Annotated in this window: 22 protein-coding genes; 14 read left to right on the top strand and 8 right to left on the bottom strand. The window is 62.9% G+C overall.

The window, feature by feature from the left end:
* Window positions 1–42: 42 nt before the first annotated feature.
* The 4 genes from ASD44_RS00380 to ASD44_RS00395 form a co-directional block, all read right to left on the bottom strand.
* Complete coding sequence (locus tag ASD44_RS00380; RefSeq protein WP_056107237.1) at window positions 43–1,518, bottom strand: UdgX family uracil-DNA binding protein; 1,476 nt, start codon at window positions 1,516–1,518, stop codon at window positions 43–45.
* Between the two features lie 2 nt (window positions 1,519–1,520).
* Entirely contained in the window at window positions 1,521–2,756 is a 1,236-nt protein-coding gene (locus tag ASD44_RS00385) for a putative DNA modification/repair radical SAM protein (protein ID WP_056107240.1), read from the bottom strand.
* Window positions 2,757–2,839: 83 nt separating this feature from the next.
* Window positions 2,840–3,814, bottom strand: coding sequence for a WD40 repeat domain-containing protein (locus ASD44_RS00390; RefSeq protein ID WP_056107242.1), 975 nt, complete (start codon window positions 3,812–3,814; stop codon window positions 2,840–2,842).
* Window positions 3,815–3,983: 169 nt separating this feature from the next.
* A complete protein-coding gene (locus ASD44_RS00395) occupies window positions 3,984–5,018 on the bottom strand; it encodes a GTP-binding protein (protein WP_056107246.1) in 1,035 nt (344 codons plus the stop codon).
* A 368-nt stretch (window positions 5,019–5,386) separates the two neighbouring features.
* Here ASD44_RS00395 and ASD44_RS00400 point away from each other — a divergent pair, with 368 nt between their 5' ends.
* The 6 genes from ASD44_RS00400 (at window position 5,387) to ASD44_RS00425 (ending at window position 10,171) form a co-directional block, all read left to right on the top strand.
* Complete coding sequence (locus ASD44_RS00400) at window positions 5,387–5,860, top strand: MarR family transcriptional regulator (protein ID WP_056107248.1); 474 nt, start codon at window positions 5,387–5,389, stop codon at window positions 5,858–5,860.
* 174 nt (window positions 5,861–6,034) lie between these two features.
* Window positions 6,035–6,997, top strand: a complete 963-nt coding sequence (locus ASD44_RS00405) for a DMT family transporter (protein WP_156459727.1) — start codon at window positions 6,035–6,037, stop codon at window positions 6,995–6,997.
* A gap of 44 nt (window positions 6,998–7,041) precedes the next feature.
* Window positions 7,042–8,064 (top strand): LacI family DNA-binding transcriptional regulator, encoded by a 1,023-nt coding sequence (locus ASD44_RS00410; protein WP_056115148.1) that lies wholly within the window; start codon window positions 7,042–7,044, stop codon window positions 8,062–8,064.
* Window positions 8,065–9,042, top strand: a complete 978-nt coding sequence (locus ASD44_RS00415; protein ID WP_056107252.1) for a 2-hydroxyacid dehydrogenase — start codon at window positions 8,065–8,067, stop codon at window positions 9,040–9,042.
* Window positions 9,043–9,146: 104 nt separating this feature from the next.
* Entirely contained in the window at window positions 9,147–9,527 is a 381-nt protein-coding gene (locus ASD44_RS00420) for a hypothetical protein (protein ID WP_056107254.1), read from the top strand.
* A gap of 113 nt (window positions 9,528–9,640) precedes the next feature.
* On the top strand, window positions 9,641–10,171 hold the full coding sequence (locus tag ASD44_RS00425) for a DUF2726 domain-containing protein (RefSeq protein WP_056107256.1): 531 nt from the start codon (window positions 9,641–9,643) through the stop codon (window positions 10,169–10,171).
* A gap of 3 nt (window positions 10,172–10,174) precedes the next feature.
* Here ASD44_RS00425 and ASD44_RS00430 read toward each other — a convergent pair whose 3' ends face one another.
* A complete protein-coding gene (locus ASD44_RS00430) occupies window positions 10,175–10,948 on the bottom strand; it encodes a gamma-glutamyl-gamma-aminobutyrate hydrolase family protein (protein ID WP_056107259.1) in 774 nt (257 codons plus the stop codon).
* A 285-nt stretch (window positions 10,949–11,233) separates the two neighbouring features.
* Between ASD44_RS00430 and ASD44_RS00435 the strand changes: the two genes are divergently transcribed.
* Entirely contained in the window at window positions 11,234–12,343 is a 1,110-nt protein-coding gene (locus ASD44_RS00435) for a TRAP transporter substrate-binding protein (protein ID WP_056107262.1), read from the top strand.
* Between the two features lie 89 nt (window positions 12,344–12,432).
* Here the strand turns inward: ASD44_RS00435 and ASD44_RS00440 are convergent, their stop codons facing one another.
* The 3 genes from ASD44_RS00440 to ASD44_RS00450 all read right to left on the bottom strand — a co-directional run bounded on the left by ASD44_RS00440 (window position 12,433) and on the right by ASD44_RS00450 (window position 15,993).
* Complete coding sequence (locus ASD44_RS00440; protein WP_156459728.1) at window positions 12,433–14,220, bottom strand: TRAP transporter large permease subunit; 1,788 nt, start codon at window positions 14,218–14,220, stop codon at window positions 12,433–12,435.
* Window positions 14,217–14,801: a TRAP transporter small permease subunit gene (locus ASD44_RS00445; RefSeq protein WP_056115152.1), complete on the bottom strand. Its 585-nt coding sequence runs from the start codon at window positions 14,799–14,801 to the stop codon at window positions 14,217–14,219. The genes ASD44_RS00440 and ASD44_RS00445 overlap by 4 nt, the downstream gene beginning before the upstream one ends.
* Before the next feature lie 286 nt (window positions 14,802–15,087).
* Window positions 15,088–15,993: a branched-chain amino acid ABC transporter permease gene (locus ASD44_RS00450; RefSeq protein WP_056107266.1), complete on the bottom strand. Its 906-nt coding sequence runs from the start codon at window positions 15,991–15,993 to the stop codon at window positions 15,088–15,090.
* Between the two features lie 92 nt (window positions 15,994–16,085).
* On the opposite strand from ASD44_RS00450, the gene ASD44_RS00455 reads away from it, so the two are divergent.
* From ASD44_RS00455 to ASD44_RS00480, 7 genes are all read left to right on the top strand, one after another.
* Window positions 16,086–16,712 carry a CGNR zinc finger domain-containing protein gene (locus tag ASD44_RS00455; protein ID WP_056107269.1) on the top strand — a complete coding sequence of 209 codons (627 nt, stop codon included), beginning with the start codon at window positions 16,086–16,088 and terminating at the stop codon, window positions 16,710–16,712.
* 1 nt (window position 16,713) lies between these two features.
* On the top strand, window positions 16,714–17,241 hold the full coding sequence (locus ASD44_RS00460) for a hypothetical protein (RefSeq protein ID WP_056107272.1): 528 nt from the start codon (window positions 16,714–16,716) through the stop codon (window positions 17,239–17,241).
* A gap of 157 nt (window positions 17,242–17,398) precedes the next feature.
* On the top strand, window positions 17,399–20,872 hold the full coding sequence (locus ASD44_RS00465; protein WP_056107276.1) for an indolepyruvate ferredoxin oxidoreductase family protein: 3,474 nt from the start codon (window positions 17,399–17,401) through the stop codon (window positions 20,870–20,872).
* A 136-nt stretch (window positions 20,873–21,008) separates the two neighbouring features.
* The gene (locus ASD44_RS00470) at window positions 21,009–23,318 is read left to right on the top strand and encodes an EAL domain-containing protein (protein ID WP_056107279.1); all 2,310 of its coding nucleotides are present in this window, start codon (window positions 21,009–21,011) and stop codon (window positions 23,316–23,318) included.
* Window positions 23,319–23,520: 202 nt separating this feature from the next.
* Window positions 23,521–24,246 carry a hypothetical protein gene (locus ASD44_RS00475; protein ID WP_244478697.1) on the top strand — a complete coding sequence of 242 codons (726 nt, stop codon included), beginning with the start codon at window positions 23,521–23,523 and terminating at the stop codon, window positions 24,244–24,246.
* 177 nt (window positions 24,247–24,423) lie between these two features.
* Window positions 24,424–24,573 carry a DUF3096 domain-containing protein gene (locus ASD44_RS18060; RefSeq protein WP_082542360.1) on the top strand — a complete coding sequence of 50 codons (150 nt, stop codon included), beginning with the start codon at window positions 24,424–24,426 and terminating at the stop codon, window positions 24,571–24,573.
* Window positions 24,574–24,748: 175 nt separating this feature from the next.
* Window positions 24,749–24,976 carry an aa3-type cytochrome c oxidase subunit IV gene (locus tag ASD44_RS00480; RefSeq protein ID WP_056107285.1) on the top strand — a complete coding sequence of 76 codons (228 nt, stop codon included), beginning with the start codon at window positions 24,749–24,751 and terminating at the stop codon, window positions 24,974–24,976.
* The last annotated feature ends 17 nt before the right edge of the window (window positions 24,977–24,993 follow it).

A 24,993-nucleotide genomic window follows, 5' to 3' on the forward strand; every position in this document is an offset into this window, starting at 1 on the left:
TGAGCACCACGCGAAGCGGAGGCCGGGTGAGGGGGGCAAGTATTACTCCATCAACGCTTTCACCGCCTTCATGTCTTTCATGAACCGCGCTCGTTCGGCTTCCTTGTCGGCCGGGTCGGGGATGCGCAGGATGAAGGACGGGTGGATGGTGATGAACACGCGAAGCCCGTCCTCGCGTTCGATCACCTCGCCGCGCATCTTCGTCACCGGGATCGCCTTGCCGAGCAGCGCTTGCGCCGCCGTCGCGCCCATCGCCACGACGAGGTTCGGCTTGATCAGCTCCAACTCCTTGTCCAGCCACCAGCGGCAGGCCTGCACCTCGCCGGCATTCGGCTTGGAATGGATGCGGCGCTTGCCGCGCGGCTCGAACTTGAAATGCTTCACCGCATTCGTGACATAGGTCTTCAGCCGGTCGATTTCGGCGTCGTCCAGGATCGCGTCGAAAACCTTGCCGGCCGGGCCGACGAAGGGCTTGCCGGCGATGTCCTCCTGGTCGCCCGGTTGCTCGCCGACGAAGATGACACTGGCGGTTTCCGGACCTTCGCCGAACACCGTCTGCGTCGCCTCGCGCCACAGCGGGCAGCGCCGGCAGCCCTTCGCCGCTTCGCGCAACGCGGCGATGGAGCGCGCCTTCGCGCCATCGTCGGGGGCTTCCTCGCCACGCGCCGGCCAGTGCCTGGCCTGCACCTTGGCGTGGTGCGGCGCCGGTGACGTCGGCATCCTGGCGATCATCTCCTTCGCGGCCTTGTCCGCGCCTGCGATCAAATCGGGAATGAGCGAGGCCTCGGGAAGGTTCCGCCAGTATTTCTTCGGCATCTCCTTCTGCATTGCCTGCACCTTCAGCCGGGCCGGGTTGAAGATGTTCTCGAAATAGGTCTGCCACAGCGCCTCGGTGGCGTCCTCGGCCGGCGCATCCGCCTTCGCCGCGCCCGGTCCGATCGCCAGAATTTCGCCGTCCCATGTCGCGGAGGCATGCGGCGTCAGGATGGTCCAGCGCATGCCGGTGAAGCGGCGCACGAAGAAGGGCGCGTTGCGGGCGACGATATGGTGCGATGGCTCGAACCAGGCGACGAAGCGCTCGGCTTCGCCCTCGCCGATCTTCCGGAAGCGGACGAAGGCCCGCATCTTGTGCATGTCGCGGCCGACGGCCTTTTCCATCGCCTCGAAGCGCCGGATGTCCGGATCGGAGGCGATTTCCAGAAGTTTCGGCTCGTGACGCAGCCGCCAGAGCAAGCGGTAGAGCAGGGCGAAGCGTGCGGGGTCGGAATGGCAGATCACGGCTTCGGCGCGGGCGATGAAAGCGCGCGGAACGGTGAGGGTGCCTTTGTCTTCGGATGCTTCAGGTATTGTGCGCCCAACGGATTGCCGATTTTCAACTGCATCCACCATCCAAGCCACATCCTCCGGCGCCACACCGCCCGACGCCAACACGCGCGCCGCGTCGCGCCAGCCGGCAAAGTCGGTTTCGCTGACCAGACGGGCCGTGTGTCGGGCAAGATGGAGTTGTTCAGCCTGCATCGTCAAAACAGCGACAACTGTTCGCAGGAGGAAACGATCGTTTCGCGCAGCGCCGCCTGGTCGGTCAGGCCGCCGGGCGACCAGCCTTGCGCGACGATGAAGGGCCGCAGCTTGGCGATGGATTTCGCCAGCCTGCCGACATCTTCAAGCCGCAGACGCCGATGCCGGCGCGTGGCGATGATGCGGTCCACCACCTTGGTGCCGAGGCCCGGCACGCGCAGCAGCGTCTCGCGGTCGGCGCGGTTCACATCCACCGGAAACAGGCCCCGGTGCCGCAGCGCCCAGGCAAGCTTCGGGTCGATGGCGAGATCGAGCATGCCGTCAGCGCTGCCCTGCAGGATCTCCGGCTGCGAAAAGCCATAGAACCGCATCAGCCAGTCGGCCTGGTACAGCCGGTGCTCGCGCATCAGCGGCGGCTTGCGCACCGGCAGGGCGGCCGACGAATCCGGGATCGGGCTGAAGGCGGAGTAATACACCCTGCGCAACTGATAGCTGCCGTAGAGCCGGGCGCTGGTCTTCAAAATGCCGTCGTCGGAGGTCGAGTCCGCCCCGACGATCATCTGGGTTGATTGACCACCGGGCGCGAAACGCTCACGCGTCTTCGTCTTCAGAGTCGGTTCGGCTTTTTCCTCCATCTTCTCGCGAAGCTTCGCCATGGAAAGCCGGATCGTTTCCGGCCGCTTCTCCGGCGCGAAACGCTTGACGCTTTCGTCGGTCGGAAGCTCGACATTGATCGACAGCCGGTCGGCATAGAGCCCGGCCTTCTCGATCAATTCCTGCGAGCATTCGGGAATGGTCTTGAGATGGATGTAGCCACCGAACTTCTCGTCCAGCCGCAGCCGCCGCGCCACCTCGACCATTTCGCCCATCGTCTCGTCCGGCGAACGCACCACGCCGGAGGACAGGAACAGGCCTTCGATATAGTTGCGACGATAGAAGTCCATTGTCAGTCTCACCACCTCATCGACGGTGAAACGGGCGCGGCGGACGTTTGAGGACGAACGGTTGATGCAATAGCTGCAATCGTAGATGCAGAAATTGGTCAGCAGGATCTTCAGGAGCGAGATGCATCGACCGTCCGGCGCGTAGGAATGGCAGATGCCCATGCCCTCGGTCGAGCCGATGCCGCCGCTCTTCAGCGAATTGCGCTTCCCCGCGCCCGACGAGGCGCACGAGGCATCGTATTTGGCGGCATCCGAAAGGATGGCGAGCTTTTCGCGGGTTGAGAGGATAGCCATTCGTTCATGATATGTTCCGACACGCTATCCCGCTATAAAATTTTACACAGGGAGGGATTTTTCCGCGGCAGGGCCGCCTGGCGTCAGGCGGTGATGTCGATCACGCCGCAATCGCCGGCAGCACTTCCGAAAGCCACGCGCTGCTCGGCCTTGTCCCACATCATCGCCGTGATCGCGCCTTTGCCCGGCCGGCGCAGCAGCACTTCCTTGGCGTCGGCGAACCGCGCGGCGATGATCATGCCGTCCTCATAGCCGATGGCGACGACGTCCTGGCTGGGATGGCAGGCCACGCAGGTCACCATGGTGTTGCCGCGCGTGCCGAGTTCCAGCGGCGCCTTGCCCATCGGCCCGTCCTTGGCCTGGAACGGCCACACGATCGCCGCCGGCGCGCCGGCGCTCGCCAGCCATTTGCCCTTGGCGGCCCAGGACAGGCTTTTGACCTTGGCCGGGTAGCCCGACATGCGCATATGCTTGCCGTCGGCCAGCTTCCAGCCATGCAGCGCATTCTCCTGCATGGTGGTGACGAGAAAATTGCCGTCCGGCGAGAAACTGATGCCGGTATGCGCGCCCGCCCACTCCAATTCCACCGGCTTGCCCTCGGCGGCGGGGAAATGCAGCGTCGCGCCATTGTAGCGGGCGACGCCGATGCGCATGCCTTTCGGCGCGAAGGCAACGCCCTCTACCGAGCGTGGATGCTGGAAGTCCTTCACCTTGCCGTCGGCGAAACGGACAAAGGCGGTCTTGCCGCTGCCATAGGCGATCGCGCCCTGCGGCCCGGCGGCGACGCTGGTGATCCACTTCCTGCCGGCGCTCGCCAGTTCCTGTGCGCTGCCGCCGGCTGTGACGGCGAACACCTTGCCATCCTCGCCGCCGGTGATCAGCCGGTCGCCGGCCGGGTCGAGAACCGCCGCCAGCAATCCGTCATGCACCTGTTCGGTCTTGTGGCCGTTGTCGAGCCGGTGGATCGAACCGTCGGCGAGCGCGAAATGCGGCACATTGCCGAGAAAGACGGCGGCCACGCAATGGCCGGAAAGATCGAGCGGGGCGACTGTGGGCATAGTCCAGACTATTCCGTTTCAGGTTTGTGCTGCCCTCACCCTTACCCTCTCCCGGCAAGGACGGGGAGAGGGGTCGCCAACGTTGCGGCAGGTATCCCTTCTCCCTGTTTCACGCAGAGAAGGGCCGGCGGGCGAATGAGGGGCAGGAGATACTTCGCAAGCTGGAGGGTCAGGCGGCCTGGCACGCCTCGAAGCTCTTCCTCAGCTTTTCGGCGTCGAGGTCGCGGCCGATGAAGACCAGCCGGGTCGCATGCGCCTCGCCGTCCTTCCAGGCGCGCTGGTGGTCGCCCTCGATGATCATGTGCACCCCCTGGATGACATAGCGCTCGTCGTCGCCCTTGAAGGCGATGATGCCCTTGAGCCGCAAGATGTTCGGCCCTTCCATCTGGGTGACCTTCTCGATCCAGGGGAAGAACTTCTTCTGGTCCATCTCGCCGCCCCGCAGCGAGACTGACTGCACCGTCACATCGTGGATCGCGGCGGGATGCGCATGATCGTGTCCATGGTGCCCATGGTCGTGCCCGTCATGGTCGTGGTGCGCGTGCTCGTCGGCTTCAAGGAAATGCGGATCGTTTTCCAGCGCCCGCTTGAGGTCGAATGCGCCGCGGTCGAGCACTTCCGAAAGGTCTACGCCCGAGCGTTCGGTGCGGTGGATCCTCGCCGCCGGGTTGATGGCGCGGATGGTCGCCTCGACGGCGCGCAGTTCCTCCGGCGTCACCAGATCGGTCTTGTTCAGCACGACGACATCGGCGAAGGCGATCTGGTCTTCGGCCTCCTTCGAATCCTTCAGCCGCAGCGGCAAATGCTTGGCATCGACCAACGCCACCACGGCGTCGAGCCTAGTCTTGGAGCGCACGTCTTCGTCCATGAAGAACGTCTGGGCCACCGGCACCGGGTCGGCGAGGCCGGTCGTCTCCACCACGATGGCGTCGAAGCGGCCGGGACGGCGCATCAGGCCCTCGACGACGCGGATCAGGTCGCCGCGTACCGTGCAGCACACGCAGCCATTGTTCATCTCGTAGATTTCCTCGTCGGATTCCACGATCAGATCGTTGTCGATGCCGATCTCGCCGAATTCGTTGACGATGACCGCGTAGCGCTTGCCATGGTTCTCCGACAGGATGCGGTTGAGCAGGGTTGTCTTGCCGGCGCCGAGATAGCCGGTCAGGACGGTTACGGGGATCTGCGTCTGTGCTTCGCTCATGTCAAGCCTCGAACTGCGATGGAGGCTCCCATATAGGATGCCGCTCGCCTGTTTGCACCTGTCAAACCCGTCCGCGCCTGCCAAATTTTCGGGCCAACCAGGATGCCGTTATCAGCGATTGAAGACATGGTGTTCTGGGCAATGCGCTGATGGAGAGCGCTGGTCTGGACGCGGCTTCGCCTTACAGGGGACACAGGACCGCCGCGGCCAAAATTCGTTTGTCATCTAACTGAAATAAACATCTGCCATTAGCGCTTGCGAACCACATAACGCTTGCCGGCAAATTGTTTCTTTGCCGGCGGCGCGTTTTGCAAAGCGCCGATCGCGGCTATTGTGCTTGCGGGGAGCGCGGTCAGAGAGGGGTGACCATGGCCAAGGTTGATCCAGGCACGACGATGAGCCGGCTGCATTCGGCGGCGCGGCTGGCGCGAACCGCACTTGCCGCGCGCCTTCTGGCGCACGGTTTCTATGCCGGGCAGGACCAGATCATGCTGGCGCTCGACCGTGAGGATGGGCAGACGCCCGGTACTCTGGCGGACAGGCTGGGCGTGCGTCCGCCGACGATAACGAAAACCATAAACCGGCTTCAGGCGCAGGGCTTCCTCGAGAAGCGCGCCTCCAACTCCGATGCGCGGCAGGCGCATATCTTTCTGACCGAAGGCGGGCGCGAGACCATCCAGGCCATCAAGAAGTCGGTGCGCAAGACCGAAAAACAGGCGTTCAAGGGCCTCGACAAGAAGGACCAGAAGACGCTCTCGAAGCTGCTGTCGCGCATAGAAGGTAATCTCTCTGACGACCGGCTGGCCTTCGTCGAAGAGGACGACGCCGACACCGAGGAATAAGCCGGGCAGGCGGCTGTGACGTGGGGTTTCGGACCGAATACCAGCTATCCGCCGCCGATTGGCACACAGCCGGGATTTGCCTGACGATTCGTGTAAGTTTGCATTGGGGCCTTGTGAGCGGGCGCGGAACCCGCGAAGAAGGCTTGAAATGAAACCCCCGTTCGGCTCGCCAAATTGACTGTTCCCGCCAGACTGGATGAAGGCGCGACGCCGCCTGTTGCGATCGCCCTCATCCTTGCCTCCTACCTGCTCTTTTCCTTCCTCGACACCAGCAGCAAGTATCTGGTGCTGGCCGGCGTGTCGCCGCTGTTCGTTGCCTGGACCCGCTTCGCCGTCCATGTCGTCATCGTTCTGGTGGTGTTTCGCAGCTGGCGCGAGCCGATCCGCTTCCGCGCCGCGAATCTGCCGGCGCATATCTTGCGCGGCCTGTTCCTGTTCGGAGCGACGATCCTCAACATCATCGCTTTGCGCACGATGCAACTGGCCGAAACCATGTCGATCTTCTTCGCCGGACCGATGGTCATCACCGCGCTTGCCGGTCCGCTGCTTGGCGAATGGGCCGGCTGGCGCCGCTGGATCGCCATCCTGATCGGCCTGGTCGGCGTCGTTATCATAACCCGGCCCGGTGTCGGCGTCTTCGGCGTCGGCCATCTGCTGGCGCTGGGCTCGATGCTGTCGAACTCGCTCTATGTCATCATGACCCGGCGCATGGGCGCGAAAGAGACGTCGGAAAGCCTCATCCTCTATGCGGCGCTGTGCCCGACGATCCTGCTGCTGCCGGCCTTCGCGCTGCCGTTGTCGTTGCCGCAGGACGGCTGGCACTGGTTCATCATCTGCATGCTCGGCGTCTTCGGCGGCGTCGGCCACTATCTGCTCATCATCGCCTACCGCATGGCTTCGGCGACGGCTCTCGCTCCCTATCCCTATTCGCAGATGATCTGGATGATCGCTTTCGGCTGGCTGATCTTCAACCAGCTGCCGGACGGATGGACGATTGTCGGCGCTGCCGTCATCGTCGCCGGCGGTCTCTATATCGTCCACCGCGAACATCGGCTGCGGGTACACAACCGGGCCGCGCTCGCGGCCGAAACCGATGAATTGGCAAAAAAGCTTGATTTGCCCCGGAGGGATGTCTAAGCCGGATTTAAACAGTTTAAATGTTGGGGTCCGGGAGGCGGAGACTGGCACAGAAAATCAAGCTTTCGACGATCGCGGACGCGCTCGGCGTTTCGACCGCGACGGTATCGCTGGCCTTGCGCGACAGCCCGCTGGTCGCCGGCGCGACGCGGGAACGCATCAAGGAACACGCGCGCGAAATCGGCTACATCTACAACCGCCGCGCCGCCAGCCTGCGCACCTCGCGCTCGGGCATTGTCGGCGTCGTCGTCCACGACATCATGAACCCCTTCTACGCGGAAATCCTGCGCTCCATCGAAAGCGAACTGGACCGCAGCCGGCAGACCTTCATCCTGTCCAATCACTACGATCAGCTCGACAAGCAGCGCACCTTCATCGACACGCTGCTGCAGCTTGGCGCCGATGGCGTCATCATGTCGCCGGCCATCGACACGCCGGCCTCCGATATCCTGATGGCCGAGGAGAACGGGTTGCCGGCGGTGCTGATCGCCCGCGATGTCGAGGACGCCCATGTGCCGGTGTTTCGCGGCGACGACGCCTACGGCACCGCGCTGGCCACCAACCATCTCATCTCGCTTGGCCACAAGCGCATCGCCATGATCGGCGCGACCGACCAGACATCGACGGGCCGTGACCGCTATCAGGGTTATCTGAACGCCATGCAGACGGCCGGGCTCGAGGTCAATCCGGCCTGGCGCATCCAGGGGCCGCGCACCAAGCAGGCCGGTTTCGAGGCCGCCGGCCAGTTCCTGGCGCTGAAGGACAGGCCCACCGCCGCCTGCTGCTGGAACGACCTCGTCGCCATCGGCCTGATGAACGGCATTTCCCGCGCCGGGCTGGTGCCGGGCGTCGACATTTCCGTCACCGGCTATGACGATCTCGAGGAAGCGGCCATCGCCACGCCGGCGCTCACAACCGTCTGGAACGGCCAGCGCGAGGTCGGCCGCCGCGCCGCCAGCGCCCTTCTGGACAAATTGAACGGACAGACGGTGCGTCTGTCGCAGGAACTCATCAAGCCGGAACTGCATGTGCGACAGTCTACCGGCAGGCCGGTGGAGCGCTCGTAAATGACGTCAGTTTTGTCGGATGTGGCGGTCCTGCTGCCCGCCCGCCTTCACAGCCATGCCGCCGAGAGAATAAGGCGAACGTTTCGGGCGATCCCGCTGGAAAGTTCCGACCTGGCGGCGCTGTCCGCCGACGACAAGGCGGCCATTCGCGGCATGGCCGGCGGAATCGCGATCGGCGCCTCCATCATCGATGCGCTGCCCAATCTCGAGATCATCGCGAATTTCGGCGTCGGCTATGACGGCATCGACGCGCGCCATGCCGCCAGCCGCGGTGTCATGGTGACGAACACGCCCGATGTGCTGACCGAGGAAGTCGCCGACACGGCGGTCGCCCTGTTGCTCAACACCGTGCGCGAACTGCCGCGCGCCGAGCAATGGCTGCGGCAGGGGCGCTGGGTGAGCGAAGGCAACTACCCTTTGAGCCGGTTGACCTTGCGCGGGCGCAAGGCCGGCATATTCGGCATGGGCCGTATCGGCCTTGCCATCGCGAAACGGCTGGAAGCGTTCGGCCTCACCATCGCCTACCACAACCGCCGGCCGGTCGAAGGCGTCGCTTACGCCTATCACGATACGTTGGAAGGTCTCGCGCAGGCCGTTGATACGCTGGTCTCGGTCGCGCCGGGAACGCCGGCAACGGAAAAAGCGGTGAACGCCCAGGTGCTGAAGGCGCTGGGTCCGGACGGCGTTTTTGTCAACATTGGCAGGGGCAGCACGGTCGATGAGCCGGCCTTGGCGCAGGCGCTGACGGACGGCGCCATCGCTGCCGCCGGCCTCGATGTCTTCGCCAGTGAACCGAACGTGCCGCAGGCGCTGCTCGATCTGCCGAATGTGGTGCTGCTGCCCCACGTCGCTTCCGCCTCGCATCACACCCGGGAGGCCATGGCGGATCTTTGCGTCGACAACCTCGTCTCGTGGTTCTCCGAAGGCAAGGCGTTGACGCCGGTGCCGGAAACGGCCGATATGAAGCCAGCCGGCTGAGCCGGCTTCGCCACATTCATTAACGCTGCTCGCGTCCGTTTAACCTCTGTTTAATGCCTTGGAATCCACTATGGATTCAACTGCTTGGGCGTGGGTATGCGACGATGAAGGTGCTTGGAGCCATTGTGGCGGCTGCGGCGGTCTATGGTGGCGCTCACATTTTGAAGCTCGAAGCCGATGCGCCGCCGTCGCGGCCTGCTTCTGTTGCTGGCGCCTATAGGCTCGTCGCGAATGGCGGACAGGCCTGCACGGTGGAACGTCGGCAAACATCTTCGGCCATCTCAGCCTTGAACGTCGATCCGGGCTGCGGGGAACTGCTTCCCGGCCTTGAACGGGCAAAATTCTGGCGTGACAACGACGACGGCACGGTCTCGTTCAGCCAAAACGGCGTCGATCCGATTGTTGTCTTCGCGGCTGCCGATGGCGAAGGCTACGAGTCCTACCAGCCGGCGCTTCCCCTGCTTTCGATGGCGGCGTCGCAATAAGCGTCGACAATTCTAAAGCGAAATCGCGTAAATTTTGAGCGATGCTGAAAAGCAAAATATAAAGCAAATGTCCTAAACTGTAGGTTGTCTTGGTCTTGGGCGGGCAATCCATTATGGACACGATAATTCTGATCGTTCTGGCAGGCTGCGCCGTCTGTTGCTTGATTATTCTATTGAAGACGCCGAATCCGCAGAAATTTTCGTTGTTCAAACACCCTGATGCTGCAAGTCAGCTCCGATACGTCATGGCGGCTTCCTTTTACAAGAAGAAGGTCATGAACAAATCCGAATATCGAGTGTTCAAGGTGGTGGAATCCGAAGTTTCCACTCTCCGCAGGGGATATCGCGTTCTGTCACAAACAAGCCTTGGGGAAATCGTGGGTTCGGACGACACCAAGGCTTATTTTGCCGTCAACAGCAAACGCGTCGACGTGCTCATCCTTGGCCCTTACGGCGAAGCTGTGGCCGCGATCGAATATCAGGGGGGCGGGCATCATCAGGGAAGTGCCGCCGCGAGAGATGCCATAAAACGCGAGGCCTTACGAAAGGCAGGCATTCACTTCGTGGAAGTTCTGGACAGTCATTCCAACGAAGAAATCGCCCAGATGGTTCGCAAGATCGTAAAGTTACCGCAGGCTGCTTGATCGCTACTTGGCCGCCGTCCGCAACCCGCCTTTCGCCGCTGCGTGCGCCCGCACGGCGTCGCCGAACGCCTTGAAGACGCGCTGCGAGGCGTTGTCGGATTGCACCCAGTATTCCGGATGCCACTGCACGCCGACCGCGAAGGCCCGCGCGTCACGAACCGAGACGGCTTCCACCGTCCCGTCTTCGGCGACCGCTTCCACCTGCAGCGCCGGTCCGAGCCGGTCGACCGCCTGGCGGTGGACCGAATTGACCATGATGTCGCCGGCGCCGAACACGCCGGCCAGGCAGCTGCCGGGCTTGATGCTGACGCTCTGGCGGATGGCGAAGCGTTCGTCCTGGTTTTCGCTGGCCGGCGCGCGATGGTCGAGCGAGCCTTCACGGTCCTGGATTTCGGTGGCCAGCGTGCCGCCGAGCGCCACGTTCATTTCCTGGATGCCGCGGCAGATGGCGAGCAGCGGCACGCCGCGTTCCACCGCCTTGCAGATCAGCGGCAGGGTCGTCGCGTCGCGATCCGGATCGTAAGGTCCGTTCGCCTCGCTGGCATCGCCGCCATAGAGCGAGGGATGGACGTTGGATTTAGATCCCGTGATCATGACGCCGTCGACCGCCGAGAGCAGTTCGTCGAGATCCAGCCTGTCGCCGAATGACGGCAACAGCACCGGCAGCACGCCCGCGCCGGCGACCGCCGCCTCCAGATACTGCTGCGGGGCCGCATGCCAGCGGTAGTTCTCGAATTGGCGGACATCGGTGGAGACGGCGACGAGCGGTTGGATCATGGCGGCGGAAGACCTCGTTAGTCCTGTCCAGATTGCTGTAAAAATAGGCGATCGCAAGGCGTTTTGCCATGCCGTGCCTGCCTGCTTGCGACACAGGCTGAGCGGGGCGTTTAGACTATAGTTGTAGACGCCTTTCGCGAGATCGGAAATTCCCGCCAGGCCGTCTGCTGGAATGGCGTCGCCCGCTGGACTCGCGTTCTTGCGCGTGTATTGTCCCTTCAAGCCGGCCTAAATTTCAGGCGCTTCAGCGGGGTCAGCTTCGTCATCACTTAAGGGAGGAAATTCATGGATCGTCGCTCATTTATCAGGAAGGCCGGCACCACCGGCGTCGGCGCCGCCGCAGCGGTCACGACGCTTGCAGCACCGGCCATCGCCCAGTCCAACCCGAAGATCACCTGGCGTCTCGCCTCGTCCTTCCCGAAGTCGCTCGATACGATTTACGGGGGTGCCGAAGTGTTCTCCAAAATGCTTTCGGAAGCCACGGACGGCAATTTCCAGATCCAGGTTTTCGCGGCCGGTGAACTCGTTCCCGCCTTCCAGGCTTCCGATGCGACCGCGGCCGGCACGGTCGAGGCTTGCCACACCGTTGCCTATTATATGTGGGGCAAGGATCCGACCTATGCGCTGGGCGCAGCGGTGCCGTTCTCGCTCAACGCGCGCGGCATGAATGCCTGGCACTACCATGGCGGCGGCATCGACCTGTTCAACGAGTTCCTCGGCACCCAGGGTCTCGTCGGCTTCCCCGGTGGCAACACCGGCGTGCAGATGGGCGGCTGGTTCCGCAAGGAGATCAACACGGTCGCCGATCTCAACGGTTTGAAGATGCGCATCGGCGGCTTCGCCGGCAAGGTCATGGAGCGTCTCGGCCTGGTGCCGCAGAACATTCCCGGCGGCGATATCTATCCGGCGCTGGAAAAGGGTACGATCGACGCTGCCGAATGGGTTGGTCCGTATGACGACGAAAAGCTCGGTTTCTACAAGGTCGCGCCCTATTATTACTATCCCGGCTTCTGGGAAGGCGGCCCGACCGTCCACCTGATGTTCAACAAGGGCAAGTACGAGGCGCTGCCGGCAAACTACAAATCGCTTCTGCGCACCGCCGCGCAGGCCACCGACGCCGACATGCTGCAGAAGTACGACTACAAGAATCCGGCCGCGGTCCGGCAGCTTGTCGCCAACGGCGCCCAGCTTCGTCCGTTCAGCCAGGAAATCCTGTCGGCCAGCTTCGACAAGGCTAATGAAGTGTATGGCGAAATGTCCGCTTCGAACCCGCTGTTCAAGAAAATCTGGGAATCGATCGTCGGCTTCCGCAAGGACTACTATCTCAACATGCAGATCGCCGAATACAACTACGACACCTTCATGATGGTGCAGCAACGCGGCAACAAGCTGTAAGCGCTGATCGATCGACCTATCGAAAAACCCCCGGAGCGCCGCTCCGGGGGTTTTTCTTTGTTTGAATGTCAGCCGGCTGTCGCGCGGCGTCAGTTGAAGCTTGGCGGCTGCGACAGGTTCGGCGCAGCCGGCGCCGCAGGGGCAGCGGGAGCTGATGGATTGGCCGGCACGGCGCCTCCACCTGCCGGGGGCGCCGTCGGCGCCGGCGCGCCCAGAGGCGGCAGGCCGAAGCCTCCCGGCTGGCCGAGGCCCGATCCGCCGCCGCTCAGCGGCGGCAGGGTGATCTGGATGTCCTTCGGATCGACCACGGTTCCCTTGTAGTGCATCACCATCTGCGGGAAGGCGAGGGTGAGGCCGATCATCAGCACCTGGATGCAGACGAAAGGCACCGCGCCCCAATAGATCTGGCCTGTCGTCACCGGCGCGATCTGCTTGCCGGTGATGCGGTCGAGATAGGGCACGCGCGCCGCCACCGAACGCAGGTAGAACAGCGCGAAGCCGAAGGGCGGGTGCATGAAGCTGGTCTGCATGTTCACGCCCAGAAGCACGCCGAACCAGATCAGGTCGATGCCCAGTTTTTCAGCGGCCGGCGCCAGCAGCGGCACGATGATGAAGGCGAGTTCGAAGAAGTCGAGGAAGAACGCCAGGAAGAACACGAGAAGGTTGACGGCGATCAGGAATCCGATCTCGCCGCCCGGCAGGGATATGAGCAGGTGCTCCACCCACAGATGTCCGTTGACGCCGTAGAAGGTCAGCGAGAAGACGCGCGCGCCGATCAGGATGAACAGCACGAAGGACGACAGGCGGGTGGTCGAGGCGAGCGCGTGCCGGATGACGTCAAGGTTGAGCCGGCCTTTCATCGCGGCCATGATCAGCGCGCCGACCGCGCCCATCGCGCCGCCTTCGGTCGGCGTGGCGATGCCGAGGAAGATCGTGCCCAGCACCAGGAACACCAGCGCCAGCGGCGGGATCAGCACGATGATCACCTGCTGCGCCAGCCGCGACATCATGTTGAAGCTGAATGTCTTGTCCAGAAGTGCGACGATATAGATGAAGACGACGCCGGCGACCATCGCCAGGATATCGGCGTCAGGGCCATGCGTGGGCGCAAGGTAGACATAGGCCCCGTAGCCGACCGCGACGGCGACCGCCAGGGCGACCAGCAGCGAGGTAACGCCATGGCCCAGCGTTCGCGCTTCCAGGGGCAAGGCAGGAACCGACTGCGGCCGGACGATCGACATGATCAGGATGTAGCCCATGTAGAGGCCGGTCAGGACCAGGCCGGGGATAAGCGCGCCGGCATACATGTCGCCGACCGAACGGCCGAGCTGGTCGGCAAGCACGATAAGCACCAGGGACGGCGGAATGATTTGCGCCAGCGTACCCGACGCGGCGATGACGCCCGTAGCGACCCTGCGATCGTAACCGTAGCGCAGCATGATCGGCAGCGAGATGAGGCCCATCGCAATGACGGACGCGGCGACCACGCCGGTTGTCGCGGCAAGCAGTGCGCCGACGAAGATCACCGCATAGGCCAGGCCGCCGCGAACGGGGCCAAAAAGCTGGCCGATCGTGTCGAGCAGGTCCTCCGCCATGCCGGAGCGTTCCAGCACGATTCCCATGAAGGTGAAGAACGGTATGGCCAGCAGCGTGTCGTTGGCCATGACGCCGCCATAGAAGCGCTCGGGCAGGGCGTAAAGCAGCGGCCAGGACAGGTTGATCGAGCCGCTTGAGAATGGCGCCAGCTCGACGCCGATCAGGAAGAACAGCAGACCGTTGGCGGCGAGCGAGAATGCCACCGGGTAGCCGATCAGCAGGAAGACGATCAGCGAGAGGAACATGATCGGCGCCATGTTCTGCGCGATGAACTCGATCACGAGCGGACCTCCTCGGCGAGGGCTTTTGCTTCGAGTTCAGCCTGTTCGTGCACGGATATGAATGGATTCGGATCGTCGATCAGCCCGCACATGATGGCGACTTTCTTGATGATCTCCGAAACACCCTGGAAACCGAGTAGCAGGAAGCCGAGTAGGAGCATCATTTTCGCGGGCCAGATGATCAGTCCGCCGGCATTGCCCGAAACCTCGCCGCTCCTGAACGACAGCAGAACGTAGGGGAACAGGTAAGAAACCATCAGGACCACGAAGGGCATGAGGAACAGCAGGTGCCCAAGCAGATCGATCCAGTGCTGAACGCGGCGTGAGAACATGCCGTAGACGATGTCGATGCGGATGTGTTCGTTCTGCTTCAGCGTATAGGCGGCCGCCAGCAGGAAGGCCGCGCCGAACAGATACCATTGCAGTTCCAGCCAGGCGTTGGATGAGCTGTTGAGCGCCTTGCGGATCACGGCATTGCTGGCGCTGACAAGGATCGAGATCAGGATCAGCCAGGACACCCATTTGCCGATCGTCTCGTTCGTCCAGTCAACAGCCCGCGAAATGCCCAGAAGCACCGACATCCGCGTGTCGTAGATCGTCGTCCAGACAATGGCGACGATCACGATCAGGAGAAGGATGGCTAGTGACAAGGCAGTCGGCGATTGAATGACGGCATTGAGAAAGGCCATCTCAAATCCTCCCATGGATAAATTAGACGCTGCCGCGAACCCCGGATTTCTACAGCGCGCCTTTGATAACGGGTATGACGTTCGCCGACGAGCGCGTCAACTCGTCGCCGCGCCGATCAACAGCGCCGTGGCGTCATAGAAGCGGTTGCGCCGCCGCCATTGAACCAAAGTCTGAGACTTACGCGGCTTTGCGGTTGTCGTGTCCGCCGCCGGCCAGAACCAGCATGAGTACGAGCAGGAAGAACATCCAGGCATCGCGCCACTCGATCGGGAAGTAGCCCGCCCAGAGCGATTCGGCGATGCCGTAAGCGGCCGCGCCGGCTGCCGCGCGCGTTGGCGATAGGAAACCGCCGACCGCTGTCACGAACAGGATTTTCAGCCCGTAGATGAGGCCCGCGCCAAACCCGATATTGCCGTAGTAAAGCGCCGCCAGCACGCCGGCCAGCCCGGCGCAAAGGCCGCCGCCCATCACGGCCGTGCGAAAGACGGCGCGCACGTCCACGCCGCAAAGCGCCGCGGCAGCCGGATCGTCGGAAACGGCGCGCCATGAACGGCCGAAGCGTGAGCGTGAAAGATAGAGGCCGCAAAGCCCGATTGCCGCGACGCCGACCGCGCAATTCGCCAACTGGATGACGGTAAGCGTGACCTTGAAGCCCGCTGCCTCGGCGAACACGACGGGGCCTGCAAACATCGGCGGCAGCCATAGATCGCGCGTGTCGGCGGCGATGCGCCCCATTTCCATCAGCGCCAGCAATACGCCCAGCGTCGCCGCGACGATCGTGTTCGGCGAACTCTTGGCCAGCGGTTCGAGGACGACGCCGGACAGGAACCGGCTCGCCAGCGCCGCATAGGCGAACGCGATGGCGATGGCCAGGACGATGCTCGCCGGCAGCGTCAGCCAGAGCGTCTGGTAACCATACACGGCCGCCAGGATCATCGTCTGCCCGCAGAAGGCGAAGAGCCCGCCATAAGCGAGGTTGGTGCGGTGCAGGATGCCGTTGGTCAGCGCATAGCCGAAGGCGAGCAGGGCGTAGAGCATGCCCGAATGCAGCCCGTTCAGAAGCTGTTGGAAAAAGTAGAGCATGGGTTGTCCAACGGCGCCGGTGCGTCGGGGTCAGGCCAGAGTGCACACCAAATTATAACTTGTCAAAGCTATTTTGCAGGTTAGATTATGCCATGCCTGTTTCGTGGACATCCCATCGCTTCAGCGGCGGCGCATTGGCGCTGGATGCCGCCAATACCGTCGTCCTGCGTGGCGATCCGGACAAGACGTTCGACCGTTTCGCCGAGCCGGAGGAGATCGCACGCTTTGCCGAAGCGGCCTCCATATTCCGCTCGGAGGAACTGGGTGGCCGGCGGGTCGAGGCGGCGTCGCCGCGCCGGATCGCGCCGGTCGTGCTTGCCATCCGCGAGGCCACCGACCGACTGTTTCGCGAAGCTGTTGCGGAAGATGTCATCCAGTCTGCTGCGCTGGCGACTCTTTTGCGGACATGTGCCGAAGGTCTTGGCGGCATCCCGTTCGCCGCAACTCCAGAGCGTCCCTTCGGCGATGCGGCAACCCCGCTCGCCTTTGAGGCGGCGCTTGCGGTATCGGCGCTGTCCCTGCTCGAACCGGGCCGGCTGTCGCGGCTGCGCATCTGCCCCAACTGCGGTTGGCTGTTCATCGACCGCAGCCGCAACGCCAGCCGCCAATGGTGCGACATGGCCGTCTGCGGCAACCGACGCAAGGCCAGCCGCCACTATCGCCGGCGTATGGCGGCGAATGGCGATGCGTCGGGCGTTGTAACCAGGAAGGACCGCTGACATGTCGAGGCTGATTTCAGGCTCCGCGCTTGCGGCATTGATTCTCTCGGCGGGCTTGCTGCTCGGCGGCTGCCGGGATTCAGGCGACGGCGATTTCTTCGCCGTTTCGGGGCGGCTGTTCGAATTCAACTACAGGCTGGGCATCGCCACCTATGTCGTCACGCTGAAGCCCTTGCGCCCGATGGCCAGCGATCAAACCGCCATCGTCGATTTCGAGAATCCGGCCGGCGGCCCGCCCCTGGTCGTGACCCAGAAGATATGGCCCAAGCTTCAGCATCAGACATTGACCAGCCCGCCGCTCACCTGCGTCGTCAAGGACAAGCCCTATGCGGTATCAATTCGCATCGAGGACGCCAAAGGAACGGTGTTGCAAACCCTGAAAACCACGCTTGTTTCCGACCAGGACCAGACCATCCTGCCCGACAAGCCGCTGGTCACCGGGCCGATCTACGAGCTGAACCCGGAAATGGCGGGCCATGGCGATGGCAAGCTGCCGGGTGCGCCCAAACCGAATTGTCCTGTCGGCTGAAATTCGCACGCCGGACCGGGCTTGGACGCGCCTGAACCGATCGCCGGGTAACCCCAATCCCCGATTTTATTTGACCTGCCTGTGCCGGGGATAAAGACTGCGGTATCAGAACCTGACGTTGGCCGGAATGTTTTGGCCTCCGCAGAGGAAATACCGCATGACCTTGCACGACGTCGCGCTGGACGACAAATTCGACCTCGCGAAGGACCGCGTTTTCCTGTCCGGCGCGCAGGCCGTCATCCGTATGCTGCTGATGCAGCGCGAGCGCGACCGCAGGGCAGGGCTGAACACCGCCGGTTTCGTTTCCGGATATCGGGGGTCGCCGCTTGGCGGCCTCGATCTGCAGCTTTGGAAAGCCAAGCAGCAGCTTGCCGGCGCCGACATCGTCTTCCAGCCGGGCCTCAACGAGGAACTGGCCGCCACCGCCTGCTGGGGTTCGCAGCAGTCGGAACTGCTCGGCGAAGGCAAGTATGACGGCGTGTTTTCCGTCTGGTACGGCAAGGGTCCGGGCGTCGATCGCTCCGGCGACGTCTTCCGTCACGCCAATCTGGCCGGCTCATCGAAGCATGGCGGCGTGCTGGCGCTGATGGGCGACGACCACATGGCCGAATCCTCCACCAACGCGCACGCCACCGAATATCATTTCGTCGATGTGATGATCCCGGTGCTCAATCCGGCCGGCGTCCAGGAGATCATGGACTACGGCCTGTACGGCTTCGCCATGTCGCGGTTCGCCGGCACCTGGGCCGCCATCAAATGCGTCAAGGACAATATCGAATCGACGGCTTCCGTCGATGCCTCCCTCGACCGGCTGAACATCGTCCTGCCGAAATTCGATATGCCGCCCGGCGGCCTCAACATCCGCAACGAACTCGACATGCTCGGCCAGGAGGAACGGCTTTATGAGGGCAAGCGCGCCGCCGTCTCCGCCTTCATCCGCGCCAACGGCATCAACCGCATCGTCTATTCCGGCGGCCGTAGCCCGAAGCTCGGCATCATCACGGTCGGCAAAAGCTATCTCGACGTGTGTCAGGCGCTGGAGGACATCGGCATCGACGAAGCGGCCGCGAACCGCATCGGGGTCAGGCTGTTCAAGGTCGGCTGCCCGTGGCCGCTCGATTTCGAGCATGTCGCGGATTTCGCCCGCGGCCTCGACACGATCATCGTCGTCGAGGAAAAGCGCTCGCTGATCGAGGTGCAGCTGCGCGAGAATCTTTACGGCACCGCGATCCAGCCTGTCATCCTCGGCAAGAAGGACGAGCGCGGCGACTGGCTGTTCCCGGCCAAGGGATCGCTCGACCCGAACGACATCGCTATCGCGCTCGGCGAGCGCATCCTGAAAACCATCGGCCATTCGGAAGAGGTGGCGGCGCGCGTCGCCAAGCTGCGGCAGTTCCAGGCGATGCTTGCCGATACGGCCGACATCGGTTCGCGCACGCCCTTCTTCTGCTCCGGCTGTCCGCACAACACCTCCACCAAAGTGCCAGAAGGCTCGCTGGCCGCCGCCGGCATCGGCTGCCATTTCATGGCGTTGTGGATGGACCGTCAGACGGTCGGCTTCACCGCCATGGGCGGGGAGGGCGCGCAATGGATCGGCCAGGCGCCGTTCTCGACGCGCCAGCACCTGTTCCAGAACCTGGGTGACGGCACCTACAACCACTCCGGCGTGCTGGCGATGCGCTTCGCGCTCGCCGCCGGCACCAACATCACCTACAAGATACTCTACAACGACGCTGTCGCCATGACCGGCGGCCAGCCGCATGAAGGCGGCCTGACGGTCGACATGATCGCCAACCAGGTCCGGGCGGAAGGTGTCGAGCGCATCGCCGTCGTCACTGATGAGCCGGACAAATATGCCGGCAAGATTACGTTTCCGCCGCGCACCACGATCCACCATCGCGACGACATGGACCGCGTTCAGCGGGAATTGCGGGAGGTCAAGGGCGTATCCGTGCTGCTCTACGACCAGACCTGCGCCGCCGAGAAGCGCCGCCGCCGCAAGCGCGGCACGTTTCCCGATCCGGACAAGCGCGTTTTCATCAATGAGCTCGTCTGCGAAGGCTGCGGCGATTGCGGCGTCAAGTCCAACTGCGTGTCCATTCAGCCGGTGGAAACCGAGTTCGGACGCAAGCGGCGTATCGACCAGTCGTCCTGCAACAAGGACTTTTCCTGCCAGGACGGCTTCTGCCCCTCCTTCGTGACAGTTCACGGCGCGAAAATCCGCAAGGCGAGCGGCGTCGGCGGCACCGGCGATCCTCTGCAGGGTGTGCCGGAGCCCCAGGCGTTCCGGCTGGGCAATGACGGCTGGGCGGCGATCATCGATGGCGTCGGCGGCACCGGCGTCGTCACCGTCGGCGCCATCCTCGGCATGGCCGCTCATCTGGAAGGCAAGGGCTGCGGCATGATCGACATGGCGGGCCTGGCGCAGAAGGGCGGTTCGGTCTTCACCCATGTCCGCATCGCGAAGACGCCGGAAGACATCCACGCCATCCGCGTTTCGGCCGGCAAGGCCGATCTTGTGCTCGGCTGCGACCTCGTCGTGTCGGGCGCCAAGAAAGTGCTGGCCTCGGTGCGCGAGGGCCACACTCTGTTTCTTGCCAACACGGCAGAGATCATGCCCGGCGACTTCACCCGCTCGGCCGATTTCTCGCTGCCGGTCGAACGGCTCAAAAAGGCCATCCGCGCCGCGGCCGGTGATGAGCGGGCGCATTTCTTCGATGCGACCCGCGCCGCCAGCACGCTGTTCGGCAATTCGCTGGGCGCCAACATGTTCATGCTTGGCTTCGCTTGCCAGCACGGCGGCCTGCCGCTGTCGGCTGAGGCGGTCGAAAAGGCGATCGAGTTGAACGGCGAAGCGGTGGCCATGAACATCGCCGCCTTCCGCTGGGGTCGCCGCGCCGCGCATGAGCCAAAATTCGTGCGTGGTCTGGTCGAAAGAACCGCTGTCGCGGAGACGCCTGTCGCCCGCACGCTGGACGATATCGTCGCGCGCCGCGTTGCGTTTCTTACCGCCTACCAGAATGCCGCCTATGCCCGCCGCTATGCGGACCGGATCGCAGCATTGCGTGCTGCCGAGGAGCGGGCGCTTCCGGGCTCGATCGCACTCGCCGAAGCCGCCGCCCGCAACCTCTTCAAGCTGATGGCCATCAAGGACGAATACGAGGTGGCGCGGCTCTATACCGATGGCGGCTTCCAGACCGAGTTGGCAAAGCAGTTCGAAAATTACGACCGGCTGGAATTTCATCTCGCCCCGCCCATCCTCGGACGGCGCGACGCGGATGGCCGGCCGCGCAAGTCGAGCTTCGGCCCCTGGATGATGAAGGGTTTCCGCCTGCTGTCGGCGCTTCGGCGTCTGCGCGGAACGGCGTTCGACCCGTTCGGCTATATGGCGGAGCGTCGGCGCGAGCGCGATCTTTTGCGGCAATACGAAACCGATCTTGAAACGATTGCCGTTTCTCTTTCGGCGCAGCGCATCCCGGCGGCGGTCGCGCTGGCCTCGGTTCCTGCCCTGGTCCGCGGCTATGGCTACGTCCGCGAAGAAAGCTTGGCGAAGGCCGCCGGCGAGCGGACACGGCTTCTGGAAAGATGGTCGAGCGGCCTGCTTGCGACCGAGCTTCAGGCCGCCGAATGACGGACCACGCATCGGTCTGACGGCAATTTGACCCGGATAATGCAGCCAAACTCCGTTTGAAATCTGCCATGTGCCTGTTTCTAAGCCTTTCTTAAGGCCGATGTGACATGAAAACACATCGCTTTGGGCCTCGGGAATGGGCAGAACAAAGACCGAAAGTATCCCTGCGGATGTTTACATCCAGTTTGTGCGGTCGTTGTTCGACAACGCCCACATGCTGCTTATTGGCGCGCTCTGTCACGCAGTGATCAGCCTCATGGTCTATTGGCGCAACGGCGAAGCCATATTCCTGGTGCTTGCCTGCGCTTTGATGTCCGTTGGCGTCTGGCGCTATTTCGGCCTGCTCAAATTCCACCGCTCGCAAGCCGAGATGCAAAGCGAGGAAGATGCGAAGGAATGGGAGCGCGAGTATATTTTCAAGGGCAGCATACAGGCGCTTATGCTGGGCTTCTTCTGCTTCGCCTCCATCTACATCTACCCCGACACCTATGCCGAAGTCGGCGCAGTTTCGGTGACCATGGGTTCGCTGGTCACTGTGGTTGCCCGCAACTACGGCTCGCCGCGCATGGTGTCGATCTTCGCGGTGGCCCTGGTCGGACCGATCGCCGCCGCGCTGATCCTGCGGCTGGACATGCCCCACATCGTGCTCGGCCTGCTGATCGTGCCGTTCATGTTCGTGCTGAAGGGCAGCGCAGACCACGTCCGCAACGTGCTGTTTTCGGCCGTGGTGGGCCACAAGCAGGCGCGGCAGATCGCGCTCCGCTTCGACCGGGCGCTCAATACCATGTCGCATGGCCTCGTCATGCTCGGCCCCGATGGCAAGGTGGTGGTGTCCAATGCCGAGGCGGCGCATCTGATGTCGCTGAAATCACCCGACGCCTTGCTCGGCCGCTCCATGCATTCGCTGCTGATGCGCGGCGTCGCCGGCGGCATGCTTGCTCCCAAGGATTGCCAGTATGTCGAGGCGCAGCTGACGCGGGCGCTGCATGAAGGCCGCAACCGCAAGGTCCTGGTCGGCTTCACCAACGGCCAGCATTATGAATTCTCCGCCCGCGAGGGCAGCCAGGAACTTGGCGTCATAACCTTCGAGGATGTGACCGCTCGCGTCGAAGCTGAAAACCGCATCCGCTTCATGGCCCGTTATGACAGTTTGACCGGCCTGCCCAACCGCGCCTATTTCCACGAACTCGTCGGCGACGCCATGGCCGGCGGAAACCGCGAGCGCATCTGCGCCGTTGCCGTCATCGACCTTGACGATTTCAAGAGCATCAACGACACGCTCGGGCACCCGGTCGGCGACGGGCTGATCTATGCCGTGGCCGAGAAGCTGGCTGCCTTCGCCACCCCGCAGCTCAATGTCAGCCGCTTCGGCGGCGATGAATTCATGCTCTTCTTCGACGATATCGAGGACGAAAGCCATCTCGCCAGCCAGCTGGAAGCCATTTTCACCGCCATGCAGGGCGAAGTCGACGTGGCCGGCCATGCGCTTCGCATCCAGGCCAGCGCCGGCGCGGTGCTGGCGCAGGTCGACAGCACCGACGTCGACGAGATGATCGTCAAGGCCGACCTCGCCCTCTACAAGGCCAAGGAGCTTGGCAAGAACGGCTGGCGCCTGTTCGAGGCGGCCATGGACGCGGCCTTCCGCACCCGTCAGCTGATGAAGGCGGATCTGCGCAGCGCCGTCGAGGCCAAGGGATTGCGCGTGGTCTATCAGCCGATCGTCGCCATGGACACGATGCGTATCGCAAGCTGCGAGGCGCTCTGCCGCTGGGACCATCCCGATCTTGGCGCCATTTCGCCGGCGGTCTTTATCCCGCTTGCCGAGGAGATGGGCATCATTGCCGAAATCAGCACTTTCGTGCTGGAAGCGGCCTGCGCCGAATGCGCCAAATGGCCGGAGGAAACGGGCGTTTCCGTCAACCTTTCGGCCAATGATTTCCGCAACCGCAACGTCGTGCAGAAGGTCCGCGACGCGCTGGCCAAATCCGGTCTTTCTCCGCAGCGGCTGGAGGTTGAAGTCACCGAGACGGCTCTGCTCGACGACAAGTCGCTGACCCGCGAACTGATCGAGGAAATCCGCTCGCTCGGCGTCAGCATCGCACTCGATGATTTCGGCACCGGCTATTCCAGCCTCAGCTATCTGCACAAGCTTCCCCTCGACAAGATCAAGATCGACCGAAGCTTCCTGATGGACGTCACCGGCAGCCCCCGTTCGCTCGAACTCTTGAAGGGCATCGTCAACCTGTCGCGGCCGCTGGGGCTGCGGGTGACCATCGAGGGCGTCGAGACCTTCGAACAGCTTAAGATACTCTCCAGCGAGGTAAAACCCGATCTCGTTCAGGGCTTCCTGTTCGGCGCTCCGCTCAGCGCATCGGGCATAAAGACCATGTCCAGCATGACCTGGCCCTTCACCCGTGACCTGAAATCACAGACGAAACGCGCTTGAAGCTGACAAACATCTGAAAAGGGTGTAAGTAGCCGTCTGTTGTTTACTTTTGGTTAACCTTAACGTTAGGTAAACGCGGCCCAGCCATTTTTTATGTTCTTACCCATCCGGCGGTGGGTTATGTAATTCATGGCGGCGGTTACGGGGTTTTTAGATGGTAAATCAGCGTATGGGTTCGGCGTCCGCAGAAGAAGATTCGCGGATGTCTTCAGAAGTTTCGTCATTTGCGCGCGGCGTGCTTGAAGCATTGGATCGGGTCGAATATCGGCTCTGTGACCGCGGCGATGATCTGGAGGCGATCTATCGTCTTCGCTACAATTCTTATGTCCACGCAGGCATGGTGAAGCCAGATGCTTCCCGCATGGTGCATGACAAGTTCGACGATCTGCCCAATTCCTTCAGGTTCGGCGTCTTTGTCGACGGCAGCCTGGCGAGCACAATTCGCATTCATTTCGCCTCGCGCAAAAATCCGATCTCGCCCAGCACGGACGTCTTTCCCGATATCCTGGGCGACCGCGTCGCCAATGGCGAGACCTTCGTCGATCCGAGCCGCTTCGCCGCCGATGCCGAATGGTCAGGCAGCCTGCGCGCTCTGCCTTACATAACGCTGCGGCTGGCGGTGGTGGCGTGCAACCATTTCGATGCGACGTCCTGCCTGACGGCCATCAAGGAAGAACATGCGTCGTTCTATCACCGCATCTTCCGCTCCTCGATGATCGCGCCGCCGCGCACCTATCCCGGATTGACCGTGCCGGTGCATCTCTACGAGTCCCGGTGCTCGGAAAACATGCAGGTCACGCTCGACCGGTTCCCGTTCTTCAACTCGACCAGGTTCGAGCAGCGTTTGATGTTCGGCAGGGCCTCGATTGGAGAACTCGCGCCCCTCACTATCCTGCCGACCGCCAAGTATTATCGCGACGCGGCCTGAGCGCTCGCCAGCCGCCGAGCCGTCGTCACATGTCCTCGCCTATCCGGAAGCTCCATCGCGATGGAGCTTTTCGGCGCTTTCGCCGTTGTTGCGACGGCAAGGTATTTCTGTTGCCGCGCCTTTGATCTCGAACGGCCCGGCCGCCCGCCGGCCCGGCCAGCATGAAGGAAGACAATCGTGACCATTTCCGCCCTGACCCTCACGCCGCTCATTTCCCTGATCGCCGGCGTACTCATTCTCGTCATGCCGAGGCTCCTCAACTACATCGTCGCCATCTACCTCATCGTTGTCGGCCTGCTTGGGCTATTCCCCAATCTGGGAGGCTAGAACTGGGGGTCCGGCGAGAAAGAGGTTCCCGCCGGACCATCGACGGCTTGCCCCCAGCCGCCTAAATTCTGATGGCAAAGCGCAGCATCGACGGCTGTGTGCTGCGGCAATACCGCCATTGCCCTCGGCGTCGCTTTTCGCTATGTGCGCTAGAGCGATTTCTGGAGGGTATTCCATGGCTGATCATCCGCCGGCCGGTCCTGTCGAATTGGGCGCCGACATGGACTATGCCGAACACGACCGCACCTATTCGGGTTTCCTGAAGCTGGCCAAATATGGCTCGCTGGTCATAATCGCGCTGCTGGCCGCGATGGCGTTCGGCTTCTTCACCTCCGCAGGGTTCTTTTCGGCGACGGTCCTGTTCGTCATCCTTTGCGCGGTGGGTGGTTTTATTCTGCGATAGCATACCTGCACTTGCAA

The sequence above is a fragment of the Mesorhizobium sp. Root554 genome (genome assembly GCF_001427025.1).
Taxonomy (GTDB): domain Bacteria; phylum Pseudomonadota; class Alphaproteobacteria; order Rhizobiales; family Rhizobiaceae; genus Mesorhizobium.

What these genes read in the sequence shown, in the direction of transcription:
- ASD44_RS00380 (WP_056107237.1), bottom strand. Translation starts at nt 1,518, where the DNA reads ATGCAGGCTGAACAACTCCATCTTGCCCGACACACGGCCCGTCTGGTC.
- ASD44_RS00385 (WP_056107240.1), bottom strand. Translation starts at nt 2,756, where the DNA reads ATGGCTATCCTCTCAACCCGCGAAAAGCTCGCCATCCTTTCGGATGCC.
- ASD44_RS00390 (WP_056107242.1), bottom strand. Translation starts at nt 3,814, where the DNA reads ATGCCCACAGTCGCCCCGCTCGATCTTTCCGGCCATTGCGTGGCCGCC.
- ASD44_RS00395 (WP_056107246.1), bottom strand. Translation starts at nt 5,018, where the DNA reads ATGAGCGAAGCACAGACGCAGATCCCCGTAACCGTCCTGACCGGCTAT.
- ASD44_RS00400 (WP_056107248.1), top strand. Translation starts at nt 5,387, where the DNA reads ATGGCCAAGGTTGATCCAGGCACGACGATGAGCCGGCTGCATTCGGCG.
- ASD44_RS00415 (WP_056107252.1), top strand. Translation starts at nt 8,065, where the DNA reads ATGACGTCAGTTTTGTCGGATGTGGCGGTCCTGCTGCCCGCCCGCCTT.
- ASD44_RS00420 (WP_056107254.1), top strand. Translation starts at nt 9,147, where the DNA reads ATGAAGGTGCTTGGAGCCATTGTGGCGGCTGCGGCGGTCTATGGTGGC.
- ASD44_RS00425 (WP_056107256.1), top strand. Translation starts at nt 9,641, where the DNA reads ATGGACACGATAATTCTGATCGTTCTGGCAGGCTGCGCCGTCTGTTGC.
- ASD44_RS00430 (WP_056107259.1), bottom strand. Translation starts at nt 10,948, where the DNA reads ATGATCCAACCGCTCGTCGCCGTCTCCACCGATGTCCGCCAATTCGAG.
- ASD44_RS00435 (WP_056107262.1), top strand. Translation starts at nt 11,234, where the DNA reads ATGGATCGTCGCTCATTTATCAGGAAGGCCGGCACCACCGGCGTCGGC.
- ASD44_RS00445 (WP_056115152.1), bottom strand. Translation starts at nt 14,801, where the DNA reads ATGTCGGTGCTTCTGGGCATTTCGCGGGCTGTTGACTGGACGAACGAG.
- ASD44_RS00450 (WP_056107266.1), bottom strand. Translation starts at nt 15,993, where the DNA reads ATGCTCTACTTTTTCCAACAGCTTCTGAACGGGCTGCATTCGGGCATG.
- ASD44_RS00455 (WP_056107269.1), top strand. Translation starts at nt 16,086, where the DNA reads ATGCCTGTTTCGTGGACATCCCATCGCTTCAGCGGCGGCGCATTGGCG.
- ASD44_RS00460 (WP_056107272.1), top strand. Translation starts at nt 16,714, where the DNA reads ATGTCGAGGCTGATTTCAGGCTCCGCGCTTGCGGCATTGATTCTCTCG.
- ASD44_RS00465 (WP_056107276.1), top strand. Translation starts at nt 17,399, where the DNA reads ATGACCTTGCACGACGTCGCGCTGGACGACAAATTCGACCTCGCGAAG.
- ASD44_RS00470 (WP_056107279.1), top strand. Translation starts at nt 21,009, where the DNA reads ATGGGCAGAACAAAGACCGAAAGTATCCCTGCGGATGTTTACATCCAG.
- ASD44_RS00475 (WP_244478697.1), top strand. Translation starts at nt 23,521, where the DNA reads ATGTCTTCAGAAGTTTCGTCATTTGCGCGCGGCGTGCTTGAAGCATTG.
- ASD44_RS00480 (WP_056107285.1), top strand. Translation starts at nt 24,749, where the DNA reads ATGGCTGATCATCCGCCGGCCGGTCCTGTCGAATTGGGCGCCGACATG.